Source organism: Nonomuraea sp. NPDC049378 (assembly GCF_055586745.1).
This window is the reverse complement of the sequence record NZ_JBVJHP010000003.1, coordinates 131,763-156,759: the sequence shown is the minus strand read 5'-3', so window position 1 is coordinate 156,759 and position 24,997 is coordinate 131,763. Positions and strand designations below refer to the sequence as shown.

At 66.1% G+C, this 24,997-nt stretch carries 28 protein-coding genes; 8 read left to right on the top strand and 20 right to left on the bottom strand.

The window, feature by feature from the left end; translation table 11 throughout:
- Positions 1–83: 83 nt before the first annotated feature.
- From ACZ6SA_RS08445 to ACZ6SA_RS08435, 3 genes are all read left to right on the top strand, one after another.
- Complete coding sequence (locus ACZ6SA_RS08445) at positions 84–1,232, top strand: 5-(carboxyamino)imidazole ribonucleotide synthase (protein WP_465827215.1); 1,149 nt, start codon at positions 84–86, stop codon at positions 1,230–1,232.
- The gene (purE, locus tag ACZ6SA_RS08440; protein WP_465827214.1) at positions 1,229–1,738 is read left to right on the top strand and encodes a 5-(carboxyamino)imidazole ribonucleotide mutase; all 510 of its coding nucleotides are present in this window, start codon (positions 1,229–1,231) and stop codon (positions 1,736–1,738) included. The genes ACZ6SA_RS08445 and purE overlap by 4 nt, the downstream gene beginning before the upstream one ends.
- A 63-nt stretch (positions 1,739–1,801) precedes the next feature.
- Entirely contained in the window at positions 1,802–2,758 is a 957-nt protein-coding gene (locus tag ACZ6SA_RS08435) for a GNAT family N-acetyltransferase (protein WP_465827212.1), read from the top strand.
- Between the two features lies 1 nt (position 2,759).
- Here the strand turns inward: ACZ6SA_RS08435 and ACZ6SA_RS08430 are convergent, their stop codons facing one another.
- Entirely contained in the window at positions 2,760–4,073 is a 1,314-nt protein-coding gene (locus ACZ6SA_RS08430) for a UDP-glucose dehydrogenase family protein (RefSeq protein ID WP_347643163.1), read from the bottom strand.
- Between the two features lie 125 nt (positions 4,074–4,198).
- Here ACZ6SA_RS08430 and ACZ6SA_RS08425 point away from each other — a divergent pair, with 125 nt between their 5' ends.
- Positions 4,199–5,362 carry an acyl-CoA dehydrogenase family protein gene (locus tag ACZ6SA_RS08425; RefSeq protein ID WP_443152949.1) on the top strand — a complete coding sequence of 388 codons (1,164 nt, stop codon included), beginning with the start codon at positions 4,199–4,201 and terminating at the stop codon, positions 5,360–5,362.
- Between the two features lie 76 nt (positions 5,363–5,438).
- Here ACZ6SA_RS08425 and ACZ6SA_RS08420 read toward each other — a convergent pair whose 3' ends face one another.
- The 9 genes from ACZ6SA_RS08420 to ACZ6SA_RS08380 form a co-directional block, all read right to left on the bottom strand.
- Positions 5,439–6,698: a tyrosine-type recombinase/integrase gene (locus ACZ6SA_RS08420; RefSeq protein ID WP_465827211.1), complete on the bottom strand. Its 1,260-nt coding sequence runs from the start codon at positions 6,696–6,698 to the stop codon at positions 5,439–5,441.
- Between the two features lie 3 nt (positions 6,699–6,701).
- The gene (locus ACZ6SA_RS08415; protein ID WP_465827209.1) at positions 6,702–6,878 is read right to left on the bottom strand and encodes a helix-turn-helix transcriptional regulator; all 177 of its coding nucleotides are present in this window, start codon (positions 6,876–6,878) and stop codon (positions 6,702–6,704) included.
- Positions 6,875–8,194: a replication initiator gene (locus ACZ6SA_RS08410; RefSeq protein ID WP_465827436.1), complete on the bottom strand. Its 1,320-nt coding sequence runs from the start codon at positions 8,192–8,194 to the stop codon at positions 6,875–6,877. The genes ACZ6SA_RS08415 and ACZ6SA_RS08410 overlap by 4 nt, the downstream gene beginning before the upstream one ends.
- A gap of 133 nt (positions 8,195–8,327) precedes the next feature.
- Positions 8,328–8,450, bottom strand: a complete 123-nt coding sequence (locus tag ACZ6SA_RS08405) for a hypothetical protein (RefSeq protein WP_465827208.1) — start codon at positions 8,448–8,450, stop codon at positions 8,328–8,330.
- A gap of 3 nt (positions 8,451–8,453) precedes the next feature.
- A complete protein-coding gene (locus ACZ6SA_RS08400) occupies positions 8,454–8,615 on the bottom strand; it encodes a hypothetical protein (protein ID WP_465827207.1) in 162 nt (53 codons plus the stop codon).
- A 15-nt stretch (positions 8,616–8,630) separates the two neighbouring features.
- Entirely contained in the window at positions 8,631–8,972 is a 342-nt protein-coding gene (locus ACZ6SA_RS08395; RefSeq protein ID WP_465827205.1) for a hypothetical protein, read from the bottom strand.
- A gap of 18 nt (positions 8,973–8,990) precedes the next feature.
- Positions 8,991–9,653, bottom strand: coding sequence for a DUF2637 domain-containing protein (locus ACZ6SA_RS08390; RefSeq protein ID WP_465827204.1), 663 nt, complete (start codon positions 9,651–9,653; stop codon positions 8,991–8,993).
- Positions 9,654–9,671: 18 nt separating this feature from the next.
- On the bottom strand, positions 9,672–11,000 hold the full coding sequence (locus ACZ6SA_RS08385) for an FtsK/SpoIIIE domain-containing protein (protein WP_465827203.1): 1,329 nt from the start codon (positions 10,998–11,000) through the stop codon (positions 9,672–9,674).
- Positions 10,993–11,322, bottom strand: coding sequence for an SCO3933 family regulatory protein (locus ACZ6SA_RS08380; protein ID WP_465827201.1), 330 nt, complete (start codon positions 11,320–11,322; stop codon positions 10,993–10,995). Before ACZ6SA_RS08380 ends, ACZ6SA_RS08385 begins: the two co-directional genes overlap by 8 nt.
- 110 nt (positions 11,323–11,432) lie before the next feature.
- Between ACZ6SA_RS08380 and ACZ6SA_RS08375 the strand changes: the two genes are divergently transcribed.
- Complete coding sequence (locus ACZ6SA_RS08375) at positions 11,433–11,810, top strand: GntR family transcriptional regulator (protein ID WP_465827200.1); 378 nt, start codon at positions 11,433–11,435, stop codon at positions 11,808–11,810.
- Here the strand turns inward: ACZ6SA_RS08375 and ACZ6SA_RS08370 are convergent.
- Together ACZ6SA_RS08370 and ACZ6SA_RS08365 are read right to left on the bottom strand one after the other, a co-directional pair.
- Positions 11,770–11,961 (bottom strand): hypothetical protein, encoded by a 192-nt coding sequence (locus ACZ6SA_RS08370; protein ID WP_465827199.1) that lies wholly within the window; start codon positions 11,959–11,961, stop codon positions 11,770–11,772. The two genes, ACZ6SA_RS08375 and ACZ6SA_RS08370, sit on opposite strands and share 41 nt — an antisense overlap.
- Positions 11,958–12,173, bottom strand: a complete 216-nt coding sequence (locus tag ACZ6SA_RS08365; protein WP_465827197.1) for a hypothetical protein — start codon at positions 12,171–12,173, stop codon at positions 11,958–11,960. Before ACZ6SA_RS08365 ends, ACZ6SA_RS08370 begins: the two co-directional genes overlap by 4 nt.
- A 152-nt stretch (positions 12,174–12,325) precedes the next feature.
- On the opposite strand from ACZ6SA_RS08365, the gene ACZ6SA_RS08360 reads away from it, so the two are divergent.
- Positions 12,326–13,066 carry an XRE family transcriptional regulator gene (locus ACZ6SA_RS08360; protein ID WP_465827196.1) on the top strand — a complete coding sequence of 247 codons (741 nt, stop codon included), beginning with the start codon at positions 12,326–12,328 and terminating at the stop codon, positions 13,064–13,066.
- 3 nt (positions 13,067–13,069) lie between these two features.
- Complete coding sequence (locus ACZ6SA_RS08355; RefSeq protein ID WP_465827194.1) at positions 13,070–13,546, top strand: NUDIX hydrolase; 477 nt, start codon at positions 13,070–13,072, stop codon at positions 13,544–13,546.
- Here ACZ6SA_RS08355 and ACZ6SA_RS08350 read toward each other — a convergent pair.
- From ACZ6SA_RS08350 to ACZ6SA_RS08340, 3 genes are all read right to left on the bottom strand, one after another.
- A complete protein-coding gene (locus tag ACZ6SA_RS08350) occupies positions 13,514–14,080 on the bottom strand; it encodes an HD domain-containing protein (protein ID WP_465827193.1) in 567 nt (188 codons plus the stop codon). The genes ACZ6SA_RS08355 and ACZ6SA_RS08350 overlap by 33 nt on opposite strands.
- A gap of 84 nt (positions 14,081–14,164) precedes the next feature.
- Entirely contained in the window at positions 14,165–14,635 is a 471-nt protein-coding gene (locus ACZ6SA_RS08345; protein ID WP_465827191.1) for a GntR family transcriptional regulator, read from the bottom strand.
- Complete coding sequence (locus ACZ6SA_RS08340) at positions 14,619–14,972, bottom strand: hypothetical protein (protein ID WP_465827190.1); 354 nt, start codon at positions 14,970–14,972, stop codon at positions 14,619–14,621. The genes ACZ6SA_RS08345 and ACZ6SA_RS08340 overlap by 17 nt, the downstream gene beginning before the upstream one ends.
- A gap of 152 nt (positions 14,973–15,124) precedes the next feature.
- On the opposite strand from ACZ6SA_RS08340, the gene ACZ6SA_RS08335 reads away from it, so the two are divergent.
- Positions 15,125–15,853, top strand: coding sequence for an XRE family transcriptional regulator (locus ACZ6SA_RS08335; protein ID WP_465827188.1), 729 nt, complete (start codon positions 15,125–15,127; stop codon positions 15,851–15,853).
- A gap of 180 nt (positions 15,854–16,033) precedes the next feature.
- On the opposite strand, the gene ACZ6SA_RS08330 is transcribed toward ACZ6SA_RS08335, so the two are convergent.
- The 5 genes from ACZ6SA_RS08330 to ACZ6SA_RS08310 all read right to left on the bottom strand — a co-directional run bounded on the left by ACZ6SA_RS08330 (position 16,034) and on the right by ACZ6SA_RS08310 (position 24,659).
- Positions 16,034–17,521: a DNA methyltransferase gene (locus ACZ6SA_RS08330; protein ID WP_465827187.1), complete on the bottom strand. Its 1,488-nt coding sequence runs from the start codon at positions 17,519–17,521 to the stop codon at positions 16,034–16,036.
- Positions 17,514–18,743: a DNA methyltransferase gene (locus tag ACZ6SA_RS08325; RefSeq protein ID WP_465827186.1), complete on the bottom strand. Its 1,230-nt coding sequence runs from the start codon at positions 18,741–18,743 to the stop codon at positions 17,514–17,516. Before ACZ6SA_RS08325 ends, ACZ6SA_RS08330 begins: the two co-directional genes overlap by 8 nt.
- Positions 18,744–18,781: 38 nt before the next feature.
- Complete coding sequence (locus tag ACZ6SA_RS08320; RefSeq protein ID WP_465827184.1) at positions 18,782–21,874, bottom strand: BPTD_3080 family restriction endonuclease; 3,093 nt, start codon at positions 21,872–21,874, stop codon at positions 18,782–18,784.
- Positions 21,867–23,024 carry a hypothetical protein gene (locus ACZ6SA_RS08315; protein ID WP_465827183.1) on the bottom strand — a complete coding sequence of 386 codons (1,158 nt, stop codon included), beginning with the start codon at positions 23,022–23,024 and terminating at the stop codon, positions 21,867–21,869. The genes ACZ6SA_RS08320 and ACZ6SA_RS08315 overlap by 8 nt, the downstream gene beginning before the upstream one ends.
- Positions 23,025–23,714: 690 nt before the next feature.
- Positions 23,715–24,659: an ADP-ribosylglycohydrolase family protein gene (locus ACZ6SA_RS08310; RefSeq protein WP_465827182.1), complete on the bottom strand. Its 945-nt coding sequence runs from the start codon at positions 24,657–24,659 to the stop codon at positions 23,715–23,717.
- Positions 24,660–24,997: the final 338 nt, after the last annotated feature.

Sequence of the window (24,997 nt, the reverse complement as noted above, 5' to 3'; positions counted from 1 at the left end):
CCCCCGCCAAGCCCGCTAACCTGCCATGATCTGGAAGGGTCGCCCGTCAGGGAAGTCGTTCCGTCCCGGTAAGCTCACCTGGCGTGAGTTCCTACAGCCCTATCGGACCGGTCGTGGGCATCGTCGGCGCCGGCCAGCTCGCCCGGATGACGCAGCCGCCCGCCATCGCGCTCGGCGTCGAACTGCGGGTGCTGGCCGCGGCCCCCGACGAGAGCGCCGCCCGGGTGATCCCCGACACGCGGGTCGGAGACTATCGCGATCTCGGCGACCTCCGCGCGTTCGCCAAGGGCTGCGCCGCGATCACGTTCGACCACGAGCACGTGCCCACCGAGCACATCAGGGCCCTGGTCGCCGACGGCCACACCGTGCACCCGGGGGCCGACGCCCTCGTGCACGCCCAGGACAAAGCGGTCATGCGCGAGCGGCTGACCGCGATCGGCGTGCCCTGCCCGGCCTGGGCCAGGGTCGGCACGGCCGCCGACGCCGAGCGCTTCGCCGGCGAGCACGGCTGGCCGATGGTGCTGAAGGCCGTGCGCGGCGGCTACGACGGCCGCGGCGTGTGGGTGTGCAGGTCTGCCGCGGACGTCGCGGAGGCCCTCGCGTCCGGCGTCGAGCTGATGGCCGAGGCGTTCGTGCCGTTCGAGCGGGAGCTGGCGGTGCTGGTGGCCCGCTCGCCGCACGGGCAGGGCGTCAGCTACCCGGTCGTGGAGACCGTGCAGGAGGACGGCATCTGCGTCGAGGTGCTGGCCCCCGCGCCCGGGCTCGACCCCGAAGACGCCGCCCAGGCCCAGCGCATCGGCCTGAAGATCGCCCACGAGCTGGGGGTGACGGGGCTGCTGGCGGTGGAGCTGTTCGAGACCGCGCAGGGGCTGGTGGTCAACGAGCTGGCCATGCGACCGCACAACAGCGGCCACTGGACGATCGAGGGCGCCAGGACCTCGCAGTTCGAGCAGCACCTGAGGGCGGTGCTCGACCTGCCGCTCGGCTCGCCCACGATGACCGCGCCCGTCGTCGTCATGGCCAACCTGCTCGGCGGCGACGACCCCGGCCTGTTCAAGCGCTACGAGCACGTGCTCGCCCACGATCCGGGCATCAAGCTGCACTTCTACGGCAAGGAGGTGCGTCCGGGCCGCAAGATCGGCCACGTGACGGCCCTCGGCTCCAACCTCGACCAGGTGCGCGCCCGCGCCCGCCACGCCGCCGTCTACCTCACCACCGGGGAGTACACATGACTTCGCCCGCGGCGCGCGTCGGCATCGTCATGGGCAGCGACTCCGACTGGCCCGTCATGAAGGCCGCCGCCGAAGCGGTCGCCGAGTTCGGGGTGACGTTCGAGGCCGACGTGGTGTCGGCCCACCGCATGCCGGTCGAGATGATCGACTACGGCCGCCAGGCCGCCTCCCGCGGCCTCCAGGTGATCATCGCCGGCGCAGGCGGTGCCGCCCACCTGCCCGGCATGCTGGCCTCCGTGACGCCGCTGCCGGTGATCGGGGTGCCGGTGCCGCTCAAACACCTCGACGGGCTCGACTCCCTGCTGTCGATCGTCCAGATGCCGGCCGGGGTGCCGGTGGCCACCGTGGCCGTCGGCGGCGCCCGCAACGCGGGGCTGCTGGCCGTACGCGTTCTCGCCGCCTCCGACGCCGGGCTGCGGGCGCGCATGGAGGAGTTCCAGGCGCGGCTGAAGGAGCAGGCGTACGCCAAGGGCGAGCGGTTGCGGGCCGAGGCCGCCGAGCTCTGACCCAGGCGCGGACGCCCTGGAAAGCGCTCCCACGGGCCTGGCCGTACGGCTAGGGTGCCGTGGATGGACAACGTGATCAGGGGCCATGCCGCCCGGGTGCGGGCGGCCGACCCGCTGGTCGCAGGCCACGACGAGCTGCCCGGCGCGGGCGGGGTGCGGCTCGAGACCCGCGACGCCGCGGGTCTGGCCTCCGTCGACCGCATCAACCCGGACGACCTGCGGGCCTCCTGGTCACCGCTGGTCGTCCACCGGCTCCAGGCCCGCGTCGGCGGCCCCGACCCCGAGGCCGCGCTGGGCGGGCTGCTCGACCGGTGGATGGCGGGGTTACCCGATCCCGGCCCCGGGCAGGCGCTGGCCGTGTCGTGGCCGAGCAGGGACACCGCGCCGGTCAGGGCTCTGGCCGTGCGGGGGTTCGCGCCCATCTCCGTGGCCGCCGTCCGCCGGCTCGGCGAGCGCTCGGCGAACACGCCCGCTGCCAGGCCGCCCGGCGAGCGCTCGGCGAACACGCTCGCCGTCCGCCCGCCCGGCGAGCGCGGGGTGGGCGCGCCCGCCGTCCACCGGGCCACCGCGGATGACGCGGAGGCCATCGTGCGGATGTACGAGCGGCTGGTGGCCTACGACGCGCAGTTCGGCTGGGTGGCCCTGCGCGGCTCGACGACGGCACGGATCAAGGAACTCGTGGCGGCGGAGGTGCTGCCGCTGGAGTGGTGCTGGGTCGCCGCGACGGGCGGCCGGCCGCTGGGCTGCGTCATCGTCCAGCCGCCGGACCGCTCCCGCTGGATCGGCAAGGACGTGCGTGACTCGCCCGTGGCTTACCTCGGGGTCATGTACGTCGAGCCGGCCTGGCGGAGTCACGGCGTGGGCGCGGCGCTCGTCGACGTGGCCCATCGCCATGCGTCGGCGCGCGGAGTGGCGTCCATGATGCTCCACCACGCGCTGCCCAACCCGCTGTCCACGCCGTTCTGGGCGCGCCGCGGTTATCGCCCGCTGACCACCCAGTGGGTGCTCCACCTGCGATGACTCACGGGCGGCCCAGGGCGCGGTAGTGCCAGCCGGCCGAGCGCCACGACTCGGGGTTGAGGCAGTTGCGGCCGTCGACGATGCGCCGGGTGGCGACCACCGCCCCCAGCTGCTCGGGGTCGAGCTCCAGGAACTCCTGCCACTCCGTGAGCAGCAGGACCACGTGCGCCCCGCGCACCGCCTCGACGGCGGAATCGCCGTAGTTGAGCTCGGGATGAGCCTTACGAGCGTTGTCGAGCGCGATCGGGTCGTAGATGGTGACCCGTCCGCCCTGCTGGCCGATGGTCACGGCGACGTTGAGCGCGGGGGAGTCGCGGATGTCGTCGGAGTTGGGCTTGAACGCGGCGCCCAGCACGCCCACGGTGCAGCCGTGGAACGAGCCGCCCGCCAGCTCCCTTGCCAGGTCGACCATGCGGGCCCGCCGGCGCATGTTGATGTCGTCCACCTCGCGCAGGAACGTCAGCGCCTGGTCCGCGCCCAGCTCGCCGGCCCGCGCCATGAAGGCCCTGATGTCCTTGGGCAGGCAGCCGCCGCCGAAGCCGAGCCCGGCGTTGAGATAGCGCCCGCCGATCCTGTCGTCGTACGACAGCGCCTCGGACAACTGCTTGACGTCGGCGTGGGCGGCCTCGCAGACCTCGGCCATGGCGTTGATGAAGGAGATCTTGGTGGCGAGGAAGGCGTTCGCGGCCGTCTTGACCAGCTCGGACGTCGCGTAGTCCGTCACCACGAACGGGATCTCGCCGAGCGGTTCGTACACCTCGCGCAGCACCTTCTCCGCCCGCTCGCTGCGCACGCCGAGCACGATGCGGTCGGGGTGGAGCGTGTCCTTGACCGCGAAACCCTCCCGCAGAAACTCGGGGTTCCAGGCCAGCTCGGCCTCGGTGCCCGCGGGGGCGAGCCGGGTGAGCTTGTCGGCCAGCCGCTCGGCGGTGCCGACGGGCACGGTGGACTTGCCCACCACCAGGCATTCCCGGTCAAGGAGCGGGGCCAGGGACTCGATGGCGCTGTCCGCGTAGGAGACGTCCGCGGCGTACTCGCCGCGCTTCTGCGGGGTGCCGACGCAGAGGAAGTGCACGTCGCCGAAGGCGGCGACCTCTTCGAAGGAGGAGGTGAAGCGCAGGCGGCCGGACTCGAGCCCGCGGTGGAGCACCTCTTCGAGCCCGGGTTCGTGGATGGGGAGCTGCCCGTTGCTGAGCCGGTTGATCTTGTCGGCGTCGATGTCGAGGCCCAGGACGTCGTATCCGAGATCGGCCATGCACGCCGCATGGGTGATCCCCAGGTATCCAGTCCCGATCACCGTGAGGCGATATGGCACGAGAGAGCTCCTTTCGATCGCTGAGGCATGTTACCGGCCCGCGCTATCTCCTTCGTGCCACCTCCTCCCTTTTGCAAACCGTACCCGCTGGTAACAAGATGGTCGGACGTCCTAGTATTCGTCGCATGAGCTTCCCTCTTTACGCGCCCGCCGAGGAACACGACATGCTCAGGGAGACCGTCCGCGCCCTGGCCGACGAGAAGATCGCTCCGCACGCCGCCGAGGCCGACGAGACCGAGGAGTTCTCCTGGGACGTCTACAAGGCGCTCGTCGCGGCCGACCTGCACGCCGTTCACGTCCCCGAACAGTACGGCGGCGCGGGGGCGGACGCGCTGGCCACGGTGATCGTCATCGAGGAGGTCGCCCGCGCGTGCGCGTCGTCCTCCCTGATCCCCGCGGTCAACAAGCTGGGCACCGTCCCGCTGCTGCTCTCGGCGTCCGAGGAGCTGAAATCCCGCTACCTGGCGCCCGTCGCCCGGGGGGAGGCCATGTTCTCGTACGCGCTTTCGGAGCCGGAGGCGGGCTCGGACGCGGCCGCCATGAAGACCCGCGCGGTCGCGGACGGCGACGCGTACGTGCTCAACGGCACCAAGATGTGGATCACGAACGCCGGCGTCTCCGAGTACTACACGGTCATGGCGGTCACCGACCCGTCCGCAGGGGCGCGCGGCATCTCCGCCTTCGTGGTCGAAAAGTCCGACGAAGGCGTCTCCTTCGGGCCCAAGGAGAAGAAACTCGGCATCAAGGGCTCACCCACCCGCCAGGTGATCCTGGACGACGTACGCATTCCGGCCAGCCGCATGATCGGAGACCCAGGCACCGGCTTCAAAACCGCCCTCGCCACCCTCGACCACACCCGCATCACCATCGCCGCCCAGGCCCTCGGCATCGCCCAGGGAGCCCTCGACTACGCGATCGGCTACGTCAAGGAACGCAAGCAGTTCGGCCGGCCCGTGGCCGACTTCCAGGGCCTGCAGTTCATGATCGCCGACATGGCCATGAAACTTGAGGCGGCCCGGCAGCTCACGTACCACGCGGCGGCGAAGTCGGAGCGGGCCATGCACGGCGAACCCCAGAAAGACCTCACCTTCCTGTCGAGCGCCGCCAAGTGCGCCGCCTCGGACGCCGCCATGGAGATCACGACGGACGCGGTGCAACTGCTGGGCGGGTACGGCTACACGAAGGACTTCCCGGTGGAGCGCATGATGCGCGACGCCAAGATCACCCAGATCTACGAGGGCACCAACCAGATCCAGCGCATGGTGATGGCCCGGCAGCTCTTGAAGTAGTCCCTGCACATGCGAAAATCCCGCCTCTCGGTTTGCGGAGGCGGGGCGCGTCGTGTTGCGGTCGAGGGCTAGACGATCACTGTTCCGTGCCTGTTCCGTGAGAGATGCCGCGCGGACGGAACAGGCGGTCGTCGATCGCCCTGCGGGCACGGTCGTGGGAGCCGGGCATCATGTGGGCGTACACGCGGAGGGTGAAGCCCGGGTCCGCGTGGCCCAGGTACTCGGCGAGCTCCTTGACCGACACACCGTCGGCCAGCATGACGCTCGCGTAGTAGTGCCGGAGTTGGTGGAGCCCTTCCTTGCGAGAGGTGGCGTAGCGGCTCCGTTGCCGAGGGTCCTTGTCCGGTGCCGGGATCACGCCCGCGGCCACGAGAGCGGGCTTCCAGACGGTTTCGCTGTAGCTTCTGGCCTTGATGAAGCGATCGTCCGTCCAGCGGAACAGCAGGTGGTGCGTACGGAGCTTGCCGTCCAGCTTCTCCCAGGGCAGAGAGCAGGCCAGCGGGGGATAGGTCGAGACGTGGCGCTTGATGGCCTCGGCCCCCCAGTCGGGCAGCGGTACGACGCGCTCACGGTCGTTCTTCGGCAGAGCGAAGACGTGGTCGGCTCCAAGTTTCTTGATCTGCCGCCGCACGCGGAGAATGCGCTCCTCGAAGTCGATGTCTTCGAGGGCCAGGCCGAAGAGTTCGCCCTGTCGCAATCCGCATGCGGCCCCGAGCATGGGGAGCAGGCGGAAAAGGGCAGGGTGAGCGTCGATGAGGGAGTGAACCCGTTCGTCCGACCACGCCGTGATCTCTGCGGCGGTGCGCTTCGGCACCTGGACGATCGGCGACTTGGCGGGACTGCGCTTGATCGCCTCGTCGGCCACAGCCAGGTCGAGGATGCCCTGAAGGACCAGAAAGGCCGTCTGTACGGTCGAGGTCTCGAAGCGGCTGCTCAGGTCACTGATCCAGGACTGGATCTGGGACGGCTTGATGCTCTTCACCTGGCGTTTGGCGAAGGCCGGCGCGACGTGAAGGCGGTGGATGTACTCGTATCGGATCTTGGTCGACGGGTCGACGAGACGGGAGGCAAGCCAGCGTTCGGCGAAGTCTGCGAAAAGCACCTTGCCGGCGTTCGGGTCGATGTAGTCGCCTCGGGCGATGTCAGCGCCCATGGTGGCGATCTTGCGCTCGGCGTCGGCCTTGCGGTCGTACGCGGCCGAGCGCTCGTTGCCGTCAGGATCCACCCAGACGGCGAGCCAGCGCTTGCCCTTGCCATGGCGCGCGGTCTTGACCTTGCGGGGCTTGCCGTCGGGGGTGCGGACCGTCTTTGTCCACAGGTCCTTAACGAAGGCCATGCGCTACTCCTGGTCCTGAACCCAGGACATGACGTCCTCAGGCACGTAGCGCAGGTGTCGGCCGATTCTGTGGCCTCTGGGGCCGGTGCGGTGGTGTCGCCATTGGTAGAGCGTCGCGACCGGAACACCGAGGAAGGTGGCAACGTCCTCCACGGTCCAGAGCTTGGCGAGGGTGTTCATAGACACCCTCCGGCGATGGCAGTGGCGAGGAGGTGGTCGCCGAGAGAGTGGCCCTTGCCTGCGTACTCCCATGTGCTGATGACGAGGACGGTGTCTTCGTCGAAGAGAGGGAGACGGCCGGTGGTGATGTCGGTGTCGCGGGCGTGGTGTTCTCGTGCTGCTCGGATGTCGCCGAGGGTGGTGGAGTAGTGGCGGGAGCGGGTGGAGAAGTGGCCGCGGAAACCGAGCATGTGCGCCCAGTCGGCGAGGCGGAGTTCCGCCAGCTCGGGTTGGGTGCCGAGGTGTAGGCAGGTGGTGATGAGGCGGCGGGCGTGGTCGCGCAGGTTGTAAGCGATCAGGTCTTCGAGGGGGTTGATGCGGCGGTCGAGGGTGCCGACGCATTCGGCTGCTTTGGTGGCGTACTTGGCGATGTAGCCGGCGACGGCTTGTTCGGTGAGGTCGCCGTTCAGGGTGATGGGGCGGATGTCGAGCTGGTCGCCCCAGCGTAGGACGCGTTCGGGCTGGCCCTCGTGGGCGGGTGCGGTGGCGGAGATGGCTTGGGCGGCGTGGTGGATGGCTTGGGTCAGGGTGTCGGTGGTGGCCCAGGCCGGTGGTGGTGCGGTGGGTCCGCCGGGGCCGTCGAGGCGGATGACGGCGTGGAAGTGGACGACGCCGCGCCGTTGGTATTCGGCGACCTTGGCGAAGGAGAGGGTCAGGTGGTGGCGCAGCTCCTTGAGGGGCAGGCCGCCGAGTTTGGCGAGGTGGCGGCGTAGGGAGTCGGCGAAGCGTTTCCACAGCAGCGGCGCGAGTGCGTTAAACAGGACGCTGCTGGTGTAGTCGTAGCAGTCCGGGCAGAGCGGTTCGCCGAGGCGCGGGTCGTCCTTGCTGTGGCGTTCGGTACAGGACAGGATGCGGCCGTGCGGGCAGGCGGTGGCGTTGCGGCGGGCATGGCAGGGCTGCACCTTGCCGCCGTGCTCGCGGCGGGTGTGGACCGCGCCGAAGGACGGGGCGGTCAGGGTGACGAACAGCGTCGGGTGGCTGGTCACGGTCTCGGGTACGCCTTTGCCGCCGATGAGGCCGGCGCGGATGAGGTGGTAGGTGTCGGCGCGGTAGGTCTCGGCACAGGCGGGGCAGCGGGTGGCGCGGCGGGTCTTGCACGGGACGCGTAGGACGCCGTCGGGTTCGCTGCGGGTGGTGTAGCGGTGCAGGAGTCTGCCGGTGGCTTGGTCGTAGTGGTCGACCTTGCCACGGAGGTGGATGGGCTGGCGGCAGCCGCCGGTGTGGCGGACCTGGCTGGCCCAGCGGTCGTAGTCGTGCCGGTTGAGGCGCTTGATCATGCCGGTGATGGCGTGCGCGTTGGTGTGGGTTGCAGGCAAGATGGAGACCTCCTTTCACTCGTTCGGGTGATGGGGATGGCCCCCGACCTGGCGTTCGTCTTGGCGGATGTGCGGCCAGGCCGGGGGCGCTGCGCTATGCGCCGTGGTTGTCGATGCCGGTGCCGTCGCAGTCGGCGCAGCGGGCGTTGTCCGGGGCGATGCCGGTGCCGCCGCAGGTGCAGCAGCGGTAGTGGATCACCGGCAGGGTTTCGGGCACGGGTTAGCTCCTTTCTCGTGTGCGGGTGGTGAGGTAGACGCGCCAGTGGTGGGGGTGGGCGCGGTCGGGGTAGGCGCGTGAGACGGCCTGGATGGTGAAGTGCAGGCGTAGGCGGAACAGGGCGTCGATGATTTCGGCTCGGGTGCCGTCGATGCGGATGCGCATGGGTCGTTCTCCTGGTCAGGTGGCGGGCGTCGGGTCGGGTTGGATGCAGCCGCGGTAGCTGGTTTCGGCGTCGTAGCGGGCGCGGGCGGCGGCCAGGATGGCGACGGCGCGGTATTCGATCGGGCCGAACATGCGTGAGGTGGCGTAGTGGTCGCGTGAGGCGTCTTCCTGGTTGGTGTTCGTGCCGAGGAGGGCGGCGAGTTGGTCGATCTCGGCGCGCTGGTCGTCGTCGCTGTCCTGGCGGGGGAAGTGGTGGACGGTGACGCTGGGCGGGACGGGTAGGTCGGGGTGGGTTTCGAGGAAGGCGACCAGGTCGAGCAGGCCGTTGATGAGGGCGGTGCGGTGGTCGTGGGTCATCGGTCGGGTTCTCCCTTCTCAGGCGGTGCGCAGGGTGCGCAGGAGGTCGGAGGCGAGTTGGTTGGACACGCCGAGGTGGGCGCGTAGGGCGTCGCGGGTGATGGGGCGGCCGTGTTTGGTGTGGTGGTCGTCGGCGACGCGGCGGGCGTAGTCGACGAGGGCGGGTGCGAGGTCGCCGTCCCGTTCGTCTTGGGCGTCGTCCTCGTCCTGGGCGTGGTGCGGGACGAGTTGCGGGGCCGGGGACGGGGTCAGGACGGTCGAGGACGAGGCGGCCGGGACGGTAGAGGGCTCGGGCTGGGCGTGGGTGGTGCGGCGTTCGAGCATGGATATGGCGATGAGGAAGGCGGCGGCCGGGGTGGCGGCGGTGATCCAGCCCCAGACGGTCGGTGTGGCTTGGGCGAGGTTGGCGGCCAGGGACAGGGCGATGCCGCCGGTCAGGACGAGGACGGGCCAGGAGACGGGGCCGCGCCGGGTGCGGTGGTGCTTCTTGTCGCGTTGGCGTTCGCGGGCGGCCATGACGCAGGTGAGGTCGATGCAGACGGCGACGGCCCAGGACATCCAGCCGGTCTGGCCGTGCTGGGTGGCGGTGTCGCGGATATGGGTGAACGATCCGGCACCCGCGATGACGGCCAGGACCAGGACCGGGCCGGTGTCGAGCGGTCGGCAGGCGAAGCGTCGCATCGTTCCTCCCTTCATGGTTCAGGCGTTGACGGGCTCGGTGACGTGGGCAGTGATCTCGTCCCAGGACGGGGTGAGGTGGGCGTGGGTGCGGGCGGCGTGTTCGGCGGTGGCTTCGGTGACGTAGAAGGAGCGGGCCCGGTACCACTGGCCGTCCTGTCCGGCGACGATCGCCACTCCCGGTGTCTCAGCGGCGATGGCCCGCGCGGAGACCAGGGCGGCGGGGTCGAGGTCGCCGAGCGTCATGGTCGCGGTTTCGGGGTCGTTGACGCGGTGGCAGATCCGGCCCGAGCACTGCGCGCGCAGGGCGGTGACGCCGGGCCCGAGGTCGGAACCGATGCGCTGTCCGCAGCAGAACAGGTAGATGCCGAACGCCCGCCCGAGTTGGGCGACCCGCAGGAGTGCGGTGGAGGTTTTGGCGATCTCTTCTTTCTCGGACTTGTCGGCCATCAGGTACAGCTCTGCGAGCTCGTCGACCAGGACGACGACTGGGACGGGGCGGATGGCGGGCGGGAGTTGCCAGATGTTGCGGGCGGCGGCCTGGCGACACAAGCCCATGCGGTCGATCATCAGGTCGACCAGGTCGGACAGCAGGTCGACGGACTCCGTCCGCGAGGTGGCCAGCGCTGACAGCCGGGGCGCGTATGGGGTGAACTCGACTCCGCCTTTGAGGTCGAAGCCGACCAGCGCCACGGGCTGTGGAGCGAGGCCGACGATGAGGGCGTTGGCGAGGTTGGACTTGCCGGACTGGGTGGCTCCGGCGTTGAGCCAGTGCGGCACGGTGCGGAAGTCGATCACCCACGGCTGTCCGGTTTCCAGCCGTCCAACGGTGACCTTGAGCAGGTCAGGTGAGGGCGGGAGGTGGTCGACTTTGATGAGCGGGTCGCGCATGGTGGCCATGAGCACGACGCGGCCGGGCCGGGGTGAGGAGACGCGTACGGCGTGCACGCCCCAGGAGTGGGCCAGGCGTTCGGCGGCGTCGGCGTAGTCGCCGGGGGTCTGGCCTTCGAGGGTGTGCAGGGTGACGCGCCAGCCGTGCCGGGTCGGCAGGGGCAGCCACATGAACGGTTTGGTGTCGACAGCGACCCGCTGGAAGCGGCGGCGTACTTTGACCAGGCCGGTGGAGGCGATCGCGCCGGGGACGGTGGTGAACCACCAGCGTTGCCGCTTCTTGGTCAGCCCGCACCCCAGCGCTACCCTCCGCCACGAGGTTCGTACGGACAGGGCGATGAGCGGGAAGCCGACCGCGAGCCAGAACGAGCGGTAGTGGTAGCGGCGCCAGGCCCACAGCCCGGCCGCGAGGGCGGCCAGGACTGCGAGGACTGCGAGCGCGTCCAGCGCGTCACGCATCGGTGGCCTCCCGTACCGGGAGCAGGGCGTTGGCGCGGTAGGCGATGCCCCATCGGCCGGCGATCTCCCAGACGTAGCCGAGCAGGCCGACGGCGTTGACCTGGTCGCCGACGGTGATGGGTGGTTCGCCGGTGATGCCGATCTTGACGAGTTCGATGCGGCCGAACTCGTCCTCGACCGAGACGGTGACTTCGTAGACGGTGTTGCCGTTCTTGTCGGTCTTGATCTCGCCGGTGTCGCGGTTGAGCACGCGCGGACGCGGGGCTTTGACGCAGGTGATGGCGAGTTTGCTGACATCCACGGGGATCGGGACGGAACGCATGGGCGGTGACCTCCTCTTTCGTCGTGAGCAACATAGTTAACCTAGTTGGCTCGGTTGTCAATGTTCCCTCGGTTGGCCAGGTCGAACATTCGTGGTGAGATAGAGGGGCGATGGTCAAGAACACCGGACGCCCCGGCTACCTCCAGATCGCCGACGACCTGCGCGCGCAGATCCGCGGCGGGTCCCTGGCGCCCGGCGCGCCGCTGCCGTCCACCACCCGGCTCGCCGAGCAGTACGACGCGTCCCTGTCGGTGGTGAAGCTCGCCGTCGGCGTCCTGCGCACCGAGGGCCTGGTGATCGGCCAGCAGGGCAAGGGCGTGTTCGTCCGCGACACCACCGAGCAACCCCCACCGGCCGGCGGCGGCGCCACCGCCGGCGAGGTGGCCGAGCTGCGCGCCACTGTCCAGGACCTGTCGGCCCGGCTGGCCAAGGTGGAGGAGCAGTTGGCTACGTCCACGACACGCCGCCCCGGGCGTAGCAGCCGGTGACCTTGCGGGCCAGCGACGCCGCCGCCCCGTCCGGCGCCTGACGCAGACTGAGGCGCCTGTCCTCCCGGCGGATGCCGACTAGCACCGCCACGTACCCTGCCAGCAGGGCGACGCCGAGCACCCCGGCGACGATCAGCGGAATCGCGGTCATGACCACGTCACCCCCGCCTGCGCCAGCCCGCGAGGATCGCGCGGAGGACGCCGGTTATCGTTGCGACGCCGGTTACGCCGGTTGCGGGCCCGCTCCTTGCGCGCCCACCGGCTGCGGGCCAGGCACTTGGAGCATCGGACCTGGCCGTGTCCCAGGGCGTTGCCGCACTCGCACGAGGGCGTCTCGCCCGGGATGGTGATCTCGTTGTTCATGGCTGCATCCCCTCCTTCGGTTGGTGCCGTTGTGGCGTTGTGCAAACGAGAATGCGACGCAACGTCAGGACGAGATCACTACACGACGGGACATGTTCAAGACGTCCGGCCTACGATGGCCAGGTCCCCGGACGTCCTTGGGAGCAGGTGGAATGGCGAACGAACGGCTACGCGCAGCCCTGCTGCAGAAAGGCGTGAGCGTCGCGGACCTGGCCGAGGCGATCGAGGTCGACCCCAAAACCGTCGAACGCTGGATCACCAAAGGCCGCGAGCCGTACCGTAAACACCGCTTCGCCACCGCTTCCTACCTGGGCGTGGACGAGACCTACCTGTGGCCGCAGGCCCTCTCCCGCGAACAGGTCGTCGCCGCCTCCGAGAGCGAAGTCCTGGCGATCTACCCGCACCGCTGGGCCGTGCCCCGGGACGCGTGGGGACGTCTGTTCACCGCCGCGTCCGACGACATCGGCGTCCTGGTCTACAGCGGCCTGTTCCTCGCCGACGACGCCGCCATGGTCCGCCTACTGGGAGAGAAGGCGCGGGCGGGGGTACGGGTGCGGATCCTGCTGGGCGACCCCGACTGCGCCCAAGTCGCCCAGCGCGGAGCCGACGAAGGCGTCGGGGACAGCATGGCCGCGCAGATCCGCAGCGTCTTGGTCTTCTACCGGCCGCTGCTCGGGCTGGACAACTTCGAGATCCGGCTGCACCAGACGATCCTGTACAACTCGATTTACCAGGCCGACGACGACTATCTGGTCAACATGCACGTGTTCGGCACCCGCGCCGGCAACGCCCCCGTCCTACATCTGCGCAGAGTGGCCGGCGGGGAGATGGTCACCACCTACGCCGACAGCTTCGAGAAGATCTGGGCTGGGGCCGTCCCGGTGGAGGCGTGACCGGTGGCCAAGCGGATCGACTTCTACGACGACCTCGACGCACCCGCCCCGAACAGCCTGGTCCCGTCCGTCAACGTCATCGTCACCAACCCGGCTGGCGACCTGCTGATGATCCGCCGGACCGACAACGACAACTGGGCCGTGCCCGGAGGCGCGATCGACCTGGGAGAGTCCATCCCGGAGGCGGCCGTCCGCGAGACGTTGGAGGAGACCGGGATCACGTGTGAGATCACCGGCCTGGTCGGTACCTACAGCGACCCCCGCCACGTCATCCTCTACACCAGCAACGGCGAGGCCCGCCAAGAGTTCTCCATCGTCCTGACCGCCAGCGCCACCGGCGGCCAGCCGACCCCGAGCGAGGAGTCCCGAGAAGTCCACTGGGTGCCCCGCCAAGAGGTCACGTCGCTGCCGATGGACCGGTCGATGCGGATGCGGATCGAGCACTACCTAGCCGGCGTCGGCCTGCCGCACATCGGATAGCAAGGCCTCCACCGACCGCACCGACGACACGATGCACGGCGTCGCGTCCGTGATCGACCGGCTCACCACATGTTCAGGCCCGTACCGGGAATGGATCTCGGCCAGCCGGTCCAGCACATCCAGGTGCCGGCCGTCCGGGCCGGTGGTCATGTCGCAGTACGTCAGAGCCCGCGCCAGGTCCGGCCGTTCCTGCTCGAACTCCTTGACCAGCACGTCGAACAGCTCCCGCTGCCGAGCCTCGTTGTCCGCACACGAGTGGTAGGCCACCAGTCGGCACAACCGCTCATCCGCCCCGGCCACGTCACGCAGGTAACGGGCGCCGTCGAGCTGATGCATCCCAGTGTCGACCAGGTCCGGCGCGTAGCCGATGTCATGCAGCAGACAAGCCGCCAGCAACGTGTCAGCATCCGCCCCCAGGACCGAGGCCAGAGATTCGGCCCGCTCGGCAACCCCCTGAGTGTGTGCCCATCGCCGGGGCAACGTCGTCTCCAGCAGGTCCTTGGCCAGGCCATATGCCCATTCGCTATGTCCCACGGGGCTCACGATAGGCATCGGGGACATAAGCGGAGCAGGGGGCAAGGTTAGACGTCTTGGGACGTCCTTGTTCACCGGCGTTCCCTACCGGACGAACCGCCCCCGGCCATGCTCCACCACCACCAGCCCTTCGACCTCCAGCACGGCCAGCGCCTGCCGCACGGTGGTCCGCGACACCCCGAACTGCCGCTGCAACTCCGTCTCACTGGGCAGCGCCGCACCGGGCGCGAGATCCCCGCACTCGATCTGCTCACGCAACCGAGCAGCGATCACCTGATACCGGTACGAGGCGGCCGGGCCGTCCCCGACCACCACCCGCCCCTTGGACGGGACCGTGACCAGCAAGCCCTCCTCCTCCAGGAGGGCCAGGCCACGCCGTACCGTGTTCCGCGCCACCCCGAACACCCGGCACAGCTCCGCCTCCGACGGCAGCACCCCGCCCGGCGCGAACTCGCCCGCCCGGATCCGCTCCCGCAGCCGATCAGCGACCTGGGTATAGACCCGCCCGCCGGTCAGCCACCGCCCCGTCGCAACCGGATCAGCCGCGGTAGGCATCAAGCATCTTGTTCAAGTCGACGCTCAGGTCACCCTGCTCGCCCTCACGCCACCCCTTGCGTGCGGCCTGCTCGATCCGGTCCACCGCAGGGGCCATCTGCAGGAACGACACGCGCTCGTCGTGCTGGTCACCCCAGTAGAACCAGCAGAACGGCAGGTGCACGAACACCCGCCGCATCCGGCACCGGCTGTCAGTCACGTCCAAGGCCGGCCGCCCATCCTGCGTGATCACCAACACATGCGTGACACCCCGCACGGCCAACTGCTCGCCCAACGCGACCAGCAGCCGCTCCGCGTAGACCCGTTGCTGCTCTCTGATGGACTTGCTCGTCTGCACCCTCTGCCTCCCTGACGTCCCGTGTGGTTCCTCGTGTGCGTCGAGGTTCGCCCCGCAGCCGGGGGCGGGAACACCACAACTTAGGGACGTCTAGGGACGTCTGATGCTAACGTCGCAGAGCAGGGTCGTTCTGCGAGAGGAACAGACCGGTCATGAACAACAACCTCCGCTACGCACTGGCCGCCGCCCGGCTCAACACCACCGACGTCGCCGCCGCCCTCGCCGTCGACCCCAAAACCGTCACCCGATGGCTCAACGGCCGCACCCCCTACCCCCGCCACCGCTGGGCCGTCGCCGACCTCCTCGACGTCGACGAGGCCGACCTCTGGCCCGAAGCCGCCCCACGCCACCAGGCCCTCGCCAACGGCATACAGGCGATCTACCCCCACCGCTGGGCCGTCCCCCAGACCGTGTGGCGCAACCACTTCGACGATGCGTGCGAGGAGATCGACATCCTCGCCTACAGCGCCCTGTTTCTGGCCGAAGACTCAGCAATCCTCAACACCCTCACCAAGAGAGCCGAGGCCGGCGTCAAGGTTCGCCTCCTTCTGGGCGACCCCGACGGGCCGGAAGTCGCCGTACGGGGGACTGACGAGGGGATCGGTGCCGGGGTGATGGCAGCCAGGATCAAAAACGCGCTCACGTTGTACCAGCCGCTTGTGAACGTCCACGGCGTCGAGGCTCGGCTACATCGCACAGTCCTCTACAACTCCATGTACCGTGCCGACGACGAACTGCTCGTCAACGCTCACGCCTACGGCACGCCAGCAGCCAACGCCCCCGTCATGCACCTCACCCGCACTGACGACCTAGGGCCAGCAACCACCTACATCACCAGCTTCAACCACATCTGGAACAGCGCCCAGCCTCACGGCAAGTAGCTCAAACCACCAGACACAGCTACGGTCCGATCAGAAAGCAACTTCTCTCCACTTTATCAAGGGCGGTTCGCCTGCGGCGATCCGCCGCACGTTCGGCGGTTGCTGGCCGCGCTGCGGCTCTCCGGCCGGTCGCGGCCAGTACCGCCGACGCGCCCAACCGCCATGGCAGCCTGAACGAGTTCAAGCCTCATAGACTTGGATGACCTCGTCCCCGTAGTGGTTGATGACTTTCACTGCGATCCTGCCCGACTCCGGCTCAGGGAACGGGCGGGAACGGGTCGAGTACAGCGAAGCCCAGGTATCGGCGTCGATTTCGGCACGGAGTGAACGTCTCAGCCTCTTGTACGGATCTTGGCCACCGGTGAAGTAGCAGTGCCGAACGAAGAAGGCCTCACCGGTGTAATCGGTGTCAATCATCCATAGCGCGATGTCGTCCGTGCCACTGGCCTTCACCTCGCCTGTCGAGGGGTTGTAAACGTCCATGCCCCGGATCTCAACGACGAGCCGATCGCCGCCGATTTTCTCGACCTCGATGTCCGGCTCGCCGAAGACCATGAAGAGGTTGGCGTTCTTACTCTTCTTGAGCAGCACATCGCCCATAACCAGGTCGGAGTTCATGCGCACGAACTGGATCGGCAGCTTGCCAAGCCTGCGCTCGGCAGCAACTGATGCGAAGTCATCTGGCTTACTCGGCTCGAACTCTTTGGCGGCTGGCACTGCCTGCGGATCGAACGCGAACGCACACACAAGCAGCATCTGCGCACCGGCGCCCTTCAACGCCTCGCGGGCCGCAGCCTTTACCCACTCCGCATCCACAGTCCCGTATTGAGGGCCGATACTCACCGCTATCCGTTCAGGTCCGAGCTTCTCAGTTTCCTTCGGCTCACCAAACGCTTGGATGTACCGACCGGCATGCGACTCCAGAAAAGCAAACAGCAGCCGTTCGTTCTTCAGTCCATTCTGCACACCCGAAGTTCGCAGGTTGTCGATGATTGTCTGCTCAAACGATGGGTTGTCCGTCGACTCGTCGCCCGCTTTCTCGGTGGCGGAGCTTTGCGCACCCATAGCGATATTTCGATGAGGTGAGAGGCTTTCCACTGTGAAGCGGCCTGCCACTCGCACCTTATTCTTATCCTCGTAAGGCCGGTCGTAAAGAATTTCAAACTCAGCGCTTCGGCTTACGGCAGCGCTTATTTCTTCTCTAGACATCCCTTCCCTCAGGTCGGGGTTATTTGCAATGGACTTCAATGTAATGTGGGGGATTCGCTGATAGACGAAACCCTTGCGTATATCACGACGTGCTGAGTCGTTGTTCTGTTCCGCTTTGCCGGTGAGCTCCCGCTCCTTTTTACGTCCTTCTGGAGAGTCTGCAAGTAAGTATGACGGGTACTGGGAGCTCATGACTCGCTGACGTGCAAGTGCGAGCGCAACGCGCGAGGTGTCAATCGTAATCCAGCGGCGTCCCCACTGCTCTGCCACGTATGCCGTTGTTCCAGATCCACATGTTGGATCGAGCACCAAGTCGCCGGGGTCTGTCGTCATTAAAACGCAGCGTTCAATGATCCTGTTCGCGGTCTGAACAACATACAGCTTTTCCCCTCTGAATTGATTTTGCCCCATTGTATCTGTCCACATGTTGACGATCGGAAAAGCTGGGAAGTCATCCATGTACCGTAGGTATCCTTGCCGAGCTTCCGGCCCGAACAACCCGCCCTGCGAGCATTAAGCGAGCCATGCCTTCGCGGTTGGTCTTCCAGCCTCCCTTAAGGGGAAAGACCTGCAAGCCGTCTTGCAGCATCACGGGGAATACTGTGGTTTGCCCCACGCGAGTGGTTTGGCTGGTGAGATTATCGACGCCACACAGCCGAGAATCTGGTGGAATGATTCCAGACGCCTTCTCATGAGCCGTGAGTGGACGACGTTCTCCAGTTGGGAGTTCCACATGTGTGTAGAGGCTTGAACCAGCTCCACCCATGGATTTCATGTGAAACAATTGGCGGTATTTAACCTGTTGAAGATTTACCGCATACCAGAGTATGTAGTCGTTTACGGCTGCGAGTACATTCGTTCCGCCAGCAAAACTTCCCGCCCCACTTGATTTTTGAACTGTAATCATCGAAACGAAGTTCTCCGAACCGAAAATTTCGTCAACCAGGGCCCGGACGACGTGGACGTTCTCATCTCCAATCTGAACGAAGACTGAACCGGACTCTGTCAACAGGTCGTGTGCGACCGTGAGGCGATCCCGTAGGTACGAAAGGTACGAGTGGATACCCAGCTCCCACGTATCGCGGAACGCTTTGATCTGTTCGACCTCGCGGGTGGTGTCCTCAAGCTTGCCGTCGGATACCTTGTTACTGCGTGTGGAGACCTGCCAGTTGGAACCGAACTTGATCCCGTACGGCGGATCAAAGTAGATCATCTGGACCTTGCCGCGCAGGTCCTCCTTCTCGGCCAGGGAACCCATGACCTGGAGCGAGTCTCCCAGGATCATGCGATTAGACCAGTTGGCCGGGTGCTCGTAGTACTCGACAGAGTCATAGCCGCTGAGTCCGTCGAACTCTTCGGTATTGAAGACTGTTAGCTCCTCTGTCTCATCCTGCCGAGTGGGGGCACGACGGAGGTTGTCAACCAGCACCCTAGGGTCGATCTTCTCCTGGATGTAGATGGGCGGCGCATCGACGATTAGGTCGTCCACATCGGTTTTGTCCTTGCCCCGCCACACAAGCTGTGGGTCCAGGGAGGGGTCGCGTGGCCATCGGAGTGACGTGGTTTGCGCCTTCTCTTGGTCAACCAGTTCGCCGGCCTCGGCTGGAGGGATGTTGAGCCGCTTGTCATCGTGTTCGATCGCCTCGACGGGCTTCGGACCGGTGCTCTTGTTCGGCGCCATCGCCTGAGGTCCTTCCTCTCTGGCGGAACGATCGATAGTCACGCAGCAGGGCCGGATGCTTGGCGTTCCTCGGGGGATACGCGGGCGGGCGGGCGGGGGAGGCGTTGTCCGGGTGCGCGATCGTGGAGTGCTGTAAGTACGGCGGTGAGCTGCGTCTCCACCGTGCTCGGCTCATGGAGTTCGCAGTAGTCCCACAGACCATGTGCACCGTGGTTATTGATGGCAGGCACCCACAGGTTGGCTGCAGCCGAGGCTTTCGCGAGAGTCTCCCCGGCGTTCTTGCGTCCGCCTGACATCTCAACGATCAAGGTCCGCGGTACACCGTCATCCCGGTCTGTCAGGCGCACCAGGAAATCAGGCACGTACTGTCGGTTGACTCCGTGGAATGAGTAGGGGATGGAGAAGCCGAGGTGATCGTTCTTCACGTAGGCCGCGACCTGAGGCAGGCGTTCGAGGGCCTCGGCGACGGTTTGCTCCCAGGTGTTGCCGTCTGGCCCATCGAGGACGACGAAGTTGACGTGGCATTTGTCCTCGGCAGTAGCCCAGATGTGCTTAGTGGTGAAGAAGTCGACTTCCGTGGTCGAACCAACCGGATCGAAGGGGCGGAAGATCGGTACCACCCACGGTTCGGGTCGGTCGGAAAGCCCTTGCTGGCGCATGATTGCGTTCCAGATGCGTTCCACCGCGTCCTCGGCGTTCTGTGCCAGCGTCAACAGCCCCGGGAACGTCTCGTCGCGATAGGTGACGCACTCCTTCAGCCACTCCTTCACGCAACGCAGCGCCTGTGGAAAATACCAGGGCTTTGGGTTGTCGGTGTCTGAGAGCTTGGTCTCCACCACTCGCTTGGCCAGCCGGAAAGCGACCTGCTGGAAACGCATGCGTTCCAAGTCCTCCAGCGTGTGCTCGTCGCTCTGGCCCACCACACCGGCTGTCTCAGTGCGGGTTGGCACATGGCGCTTGTCCACCACGTAACGGGCCTCCTGTCCGAAGGACCAGACCAGTGGCGCGTCGGGGAGCTCGATGCGGTAGCCGATCAGCCTCGGATAGGCGATCTTTGCGCTCTCCCGTTCCCGCTCGGAGTGGACACGGGTGGACGGTTTGCGAGTGAGGTCTTGGGTCGGAGAGACCGTGGGGATGAATTGGAAGGGGACCCCGTATACGTCGGCGTATTCAGGTGTGAAGAGACCACGTTCGTCGGTGGCGTACGAACGACGTCGCAACCCGCGCCCAACCACCTGCTCACACAACAGCTGCGTACCGAAGGCGCGCACCCCCAGAATGTGAGTGACGGTATTGGCGTCCCAGCCCTCGCTCAGCATGGAGACACTGACCACGCACCGGATATGCTCCCCGAGCTTGCCCTTCTTGCCGACAGTGTTCATGACCTCGCGCAAAATGGTCGCATCATCGATGTCATCGACAGCACGGCCGGGATAGCGGGCACCGTATTCGGCCTTGAAATCCTCGATCTCGTGCTTCGCTGCCTTCTTGAACTCCGCGGGCAGCGGTTCACCGGATTCCAGAACCTCCGAGTCGACCAGAATCGAGTACGGTATGTCGCGCCACTGACTGTTCTCCACGTTCGAGAAGAGCTCCAGCTTGCCGGGCACTAAGACCGACGTGTCGTTAATCTGCTTCTCCCAGCCGGAGATCCAGTCGTAGACCATCTTGGAAGTGGTCGTGTTGTTGCATACGACGATAAAGACCGGCGGGGGCTCTCCGTGGGCAGCGGCCTCGGAGCTGTTCCACCTGGTGAACGCCCTGCTATAGGAATCGTACAGACTGTGCAAAGCCCCTTCCAAGGCTATCGGCATATGGTCTGGAGACATTCCCCCCTGCGCCTTGCGTCCGCGTTTGCTCAGTCCGTCCTTGATCTCCGACCAGAGGTTAAGGTAGGTGACAGTTGGCGAGCGGCGGTCGTCGTCCACCGGTAGCCGCGGAATCTTGACGATTCCTGCTTCGATCGCGTCGATAAGCGAGAAGTCGCTGGCCACCCACGGGAAGAGGGTGCCCTCTTGGTAGCCCGAACCCGCGAGGAAGAATGGGGTTGCCGATAAGTCATACACCGTCTTGACGCCAAGCTTTTTCTGAATAGCGCGTAACCCTCGGAACCAGATCCGCGCCTGCCGGTTGCGGTTCTCTGCTTCCTTCTTGGCCTCGCCTTTCAGACTCCACTCGGTCTGCGCGTCGCGTTCGGGAGCGTGCTGTTTGCCTCGATAGCAGTGGTGAGCCTCGTCGTTCAGCACCACGATGCCGGACGTGCCGCCAAGTTCTCGGCACACACGGCTGACCACCTGGCTCCAACTCTCCTGGAAGGGACTAGGGCGTCCAGCACCGCCGGCTGCCACTTCTTTCGTGATCTTCGACGCTTCCCGGCCCTGTCTGGTCTCGCGTGGCTGGAAAGCGTGGAAATTGGTGATGACGATTCTTGCCTGCCGCAGTGCGTTCCACAGATCGGCAGGAACCAGATCACGCTGCTTGTAGTAGTTATCGTCGCTCTCCGGAAGCAGCACGCGAAGGCGATCTTTGATCGTGATACCCGGCGTCACCACCAAGAACCGGCGAGCGTACTGCCCGCGTTTCTCTCCGGCCGCGTAGTTCAACGTCTGCCAGGCGATCAGCATCGCCATCACCACGGTCTTGCCCGAGCCTGTCGCCATCTTCAGCGCGACCCGAGGAAGTCCGTCGTTGTGCTCAAAGTTCTGGTCGTTGAGATAGTTGCGAATCCAGGTCTGACCATCCTTGACTGCGGCCTCAGCGATGTAAATCGCAGTCTCGGCAGCCTCCCGCTGACAGAAGAGGATGGGATTGTCACGACCTGGGTTCGTCCAGTACTCCAGCAGCTTGCGAGTGGTCGCGGTGACATTGGGATAGCCGCGTCTCCGCCACACCTCGACACGAGTGCGGATCTCGTTGACCTGGGTGTTTGGCTCGATTCGGTCGGCGGACAGCTCCGGGATCTCCATCTGCTGTCCGTTCTTGCGCGACCTGGGGACAGGCATGAAGTACGAACTGGGGCGCCGACGTTCGATGATCTCGTTGGTGATTCCGTCGTTTCCGAACCGAAAGTGCCGCGTGGGCTCGTTGTAGGGAGAGTTGAGGATCGGGTCCTCGAGGATCACATCACTCATTAGAGAACTCCCGCTCGTCCTTACGGCCACCAGGAATCTGTTCCACGAACCAGATAAGCGCATCCCACAGGCGGGCCACTCCCTGTCCTCGCAGCGCACTGATCGGGAAAGCTGCCCGACGTTCCAAACCGTCTTCGGGCAATGCCACTCCGGGGATCCGGTTCAGCCGGTCGAGTAGCCCTGTGCGTAGGTCTTCGTCGTCGAACGGGGGCTGTTGGGCGAGGCGGTCGAAGGTCACGAAGATGCCTGTGACCGGATAGATCGCGATTGCCCAGTGATCGGTGTCCGCACCGCTGAAGACTGGGACACAGGAAGTCTCCTCGTGTGCACCGTAGGCGATCCATCCGCCGAGTCCTGTCCAGTCTTTGAGTAGCAACAGCACCGAGGATGCCTCGGCCTGGTGTTGGGAGAGCAGACTCTCGAAGCGGTGCGCGCGATCCTGTTGCTCGATCTTGACGAAGGTGCTGCGTCGGCCTCCCTTCGGCAGTACGGAACGATCGACGTCACCGATCGCCAATAGCATCGCCCGCACCAGCAGTTCGACGCGCTCAATCACATGTTCAACACGATCTGCGGAGATCGGGGTCTTGTCTCTAGGATTGTCGGGATCACGGTCGGCTTCGTGAGAGATCCGATTGCGACGACGGACAATCTCGGAGAGTTCATCTTTCACGTCCCGAGCTGAAAGCCGCTCGCCGTTCGAATTCACGCTGGTGAGGGTGGCAGCTACCGCGTCCCAAAGCTCGACATCGCTGATTAGCGCCAGCGCCGGCTTGATCTTGTCGGGACTCTGAAATGCTTGCCACCCTAGCTTCTTCTTGAGATGTTCCCGGAAGACTTGCTCGGCGGACTCAGTACCGAGACTGAGTGCGTCGTGCACCTCCATGGGGATCTCGAAGTCGCGGAATCGGCGCGGCTTGGCCGCCTCATGAACCTGAGCGAAGTACACGGCTCGGTCGTAGATCTCCTCGTGCACCCAACGGTCCACGGCGGACACCGCCTGGACCCAGACGGCCCGGTAAATGTCCTCGACATCGAAGGAGCCGACCTCCAGTCCCGCCATGTACCGGCCACTCTTCACCATCTGGCGAGCGAACTCGAGGTTACGCAAGAACTCTGCAAAGGCGCCTGTCGGGGAGATGGAGAGCACCAACTGCCCTTTCGGAGCTAAGGAGGATACTTGCGAGCATTATCGTCAGCCAGCGTCGCATCTGTGTAGAGGTTCCACACCACTAAAGCATTTCATTCAGATAACACGATTTATGACACAATCAATTTATCTGTTTATTTCAGACCGAAATGCAGACCGACAAGGGCCTAGCAGAGGAGAATCCGCCAGAAAGCGTCACAAACGTCTATGGGGCCATCGGCTTCCCTGGGCGGTTCCATGCCGATAGACCACCGCGGAAGAGCCTTCAGCCTGGCGGATCTTGCTAGCGCAGCTGCTAACAACGCCCCTGGACACCGGTGCACATCCCTGGAGGACGATCATCCCGGAAGGGCCGCTGAGCAGGCGGTTCTGACAGCAGTGGATACCCGTGGACGATCTCGAACTGGCTACGGATCAGAAGGCGGCACGGTGGCTGAGGCCGTGACGATCGCGAACTTCGGTGGCCGCCGTACGGGCTGGGGCGATCGCCGGCAAGGCCCTCCTCCGTCGGGCCTTGCCACCGGGTGACCATGGCTGAGGTGACAGCAGCACTGACAGCAACGTCCACGCCCACCGACGCACCCACGCCGCCGCCCATACGCACCTGACCACGGCCTCCGTCACCCGAGCAGGGTGATTGCTCCGCCTGAAAGCGGAAGGTCTTGATGCTCTGGCAGACGGGCTCCGCCGTCAGTCTTTACTTGGACGCTCGGCGAGGTCACGAGCAAGATCGAGCAGGTGAGGCAGGCGCAGGGTTCGGCCGCCGCTTCCGGGTAGCGGAACGTGTAAGAGCTCGGTCCAGTTGGCTGGAACTGCTGCTGGTCCGTATACGGCTCCGGCCAGGCCGCCGGTGACCGCGGCAACGGTGTCTGTGTCGCCGCCCAGGTCGATCGCGGCCCGGATGGCATCCTCATAGCTGCGGGTGGTGCGCAGCGCCCAGATGGCTGAGCCGAGACAGGGCCAGACGGCGCCGTTGAACTCGGTGGCCTGGTCGGGATGCCAGTCGGTCGCGAGGACGGCGGCGTAGCGCTGACGATGGTCAGGTTGGACGGCAGTGAGGATTTGTGAGAGCTCGTCCAAGGGGTCCGCACCGTCCAGGGCGACACGTATCAGGTCGTGAAAGATCGCGGTGCCTTCCCATGCCGCCGGGTCGCCGTGGGTGAGGGCGGCGATGTGTCGAGCGGCGTCCATGGTGGCCTGCCGGCCGTCGCGGGCGAAGTACACCGCCGACGGGGTGGCCCGCATGAGCGCGCCGTTGCCTGCAGCTCGGTGGCTGCTTCGGTAGTGGGCGGCGGCGGCCTGGTCCCAGGGCAGTCCGCGGGTCAGTACGTCTTCGGTCTGTAGTCCGATGTCTTTGGGATCATCGGCTGCCCACCGCTGGAAACGGGCGAAGATATCTGGCAGGTCCAGCCCGTCATGCTCTATCAGCGACTCGGCTATGTGAACGGCCATCTGCGTATCGTCCGTGGCCTCGCCCGCGTCCCAGCCGCCGCCTCCACTCATCTCATTGCCGGCACTTGGTACCGGGAAGCGGGAGGAGAACGCTCCCGCCGGGCCGAACTCGAATGGAGCACCTAGTGCGTCGCCCACAGCCGAGCCGACGACCGCGCCAACGGCACGCTGCACAAGATTCACTCCAGCAGGCTACCGAGCTGATCGACGGAGAGGGCGGACGTCGGGATCAAGACGGTCAGGTCGACAGGCAGAGCGCTGGTTACGGTTGCCCGTTCCGTCGCTGTTCCGTGGGGCCACCGAAACTAACGAGAGATGACGAGAACGAGCCACACCCGTCATGCCTGCTCAGCCTCCTGATCGATGAGCTTCCCCAAGTAGCTGGGGTGGGCATCGGAGATCACCCAGATCTACGAGGGCACCAACCAGATCCAGCGCATGGTGATGGCCCGCCAACTCCTGAAGTAGGCGTTGACGAACGGAAACCCGGTACATCGCACGTGTCGAAGTCCAAGGCCATC

Excerpts from the sequence above, each read along its gene's own strand:
- purE (WP_465827214.1), top strand. The coding sequence starts at position 1,229 with ATGACTTCGCCCGCGGCGCGCGTCGGCATCGTCATGGGCAGCGACTCC.
- ACZ6SA_RS08415 (WP_465827209.1), bottom strand. The coding sequence starts at position 6,878 with ATGAACACCCTCGCCAAGCTCTGGACCGTGGAGGACGTTGCCACCTTC.
- ACZ6SA_RS08360 (WP_465827196.1), top strand. The coding sequence starts at position 12,326 with ATGGCGAACGAACGGCTACGCGCAGCCCTGCTGCAGAAAGGCGTGAGC.
- ACZ6SA_RS08365 (WP_465827197.1), bottom strand. The coding sequence starts at position 12,173 with ATGAACAACGAGATCACCATCCCGGGCGAGACGCCCTCGTGCGAGTGC.
- ACZ6SA_RS08335 (WP_465827188.1), top strand. The coding sequence starts at position 15,125 with ATGAACAACAACCTCCGCTACGCACTGGCCGCCGCCCGGCTCAACACC.
- ACZ6SA_RS08390 (WP_465827204.1), bottom strand. The coding sequence starts at position 9,653 with ATGCGACGCTTCGCCTGCCGACCGCTCGACACCGGCCCGGTCCTGGTC.
- ACZ6SA_RS08330 (WP_465827187.1), bottom strand. The coding sequence starts at position 17,521 with ATGGATGACTTCCCAGCTTTTCCGATCGTCAACATGTGGACAGATACA.
- ACZ6SA_RS08435 (WP_465827212.1), top strand. The coding sequence starts at position 1,802 with ATGGACAACGTGATCAGGGGCCATGCCGCCCGGGTGCGGGCGGCCGAC.
- ACZ6SA_RS08375 (WP_465827200.1), top strand. The coding sequence starts at position 11,433 with ATGGTCAAGAACACCGGACGCCCCGGCTACCTCCAGATCGCCGACGAC.
- ACZ6SA_RS08400 (WP_465827207.1), bottom strand. The coding sequence starts at position 8,615 with ATGCGCATCCGCATCGACGGCACCCGAGCCGAAATCATCGACGCCCTG.
- ACZ6SA_RS08385 (WP_465827203.1), bottom strand. The coding sequence starts at position 11,000 with ATGCGTGACGCGCTGGACGCGCTCGCAGTCCTCGCAGTCCTGGCCGCC.
- ACZ6SA_RS08380 (WP_465827201.1), bottom strand. The coding sequence starts at position 11,322 with ATGCGTTCCGTCCCGATCCCCGTGGATGTCAGCAAACTCGCCATCACC.
- ACZ6SA_RS08410 (WP_465827436.1), bottom strand. The coding sequence starts at position 8,194 with ATGATCAAGCGCCTCAACCGGCACGACTACGACCGCTGGGCCAGCCAG.
- ACZ6SA_RS08370 (WP_465827199.1), bottom strand. The coding sequence starts at position 11,961 with ATGACCGCGATTCCGCTGATCGTCGCCGGGGTGCTCGGCGTCGCCCTG.
- ACZ6SA_RS08345 (WP_465827191.1), bottom strand. The coding sequence starts at position 14,635 with ATGCCTACCGCGGCTGATCCGGTTGCGACGGGGCGGTGGCTGACCGGC.
- ACZ6SA_RS08420 (WP_465827211.1), bottom strand. The coding sequence starts at position 6,698 with ATGGCCTTCGTTAAGGACCTGTGGACAAAGACGGTCCGCACCCCCGAC.
- ACZ6SA_RS08320 (WP_465827184.1), bottom strand. The coding sequence starts at position 21,874 with ATGAGTGATGTGATCCTCGAGGACCCGATCCTCAACTCTCCCTACAAC.
- ACZ6SA_RS08325 (WP_465827186.1), bottom strand. The coding sequence starts at position 18,743 with ATGGCGCCGAACAAGAGCACCGGTCCGAAGCCCGTCGAGGCGATCGAA.
- ACZ6SA_RS08395 (WP_465827205.1), bottom strand. The coding sequence starts at position 8,972 with ATGACCCACGACCACCGCACCGCCCTCATCAACGGCCTGCTCGACCTG.
- ACZ6SA_RS08425 (WP_443152949.1), top strand. The coding sequence starts at position 4,199 with ATGAGCTTCCCTCTTTACGCGCCCGCCGAGGAACACGACATGCTCAGG.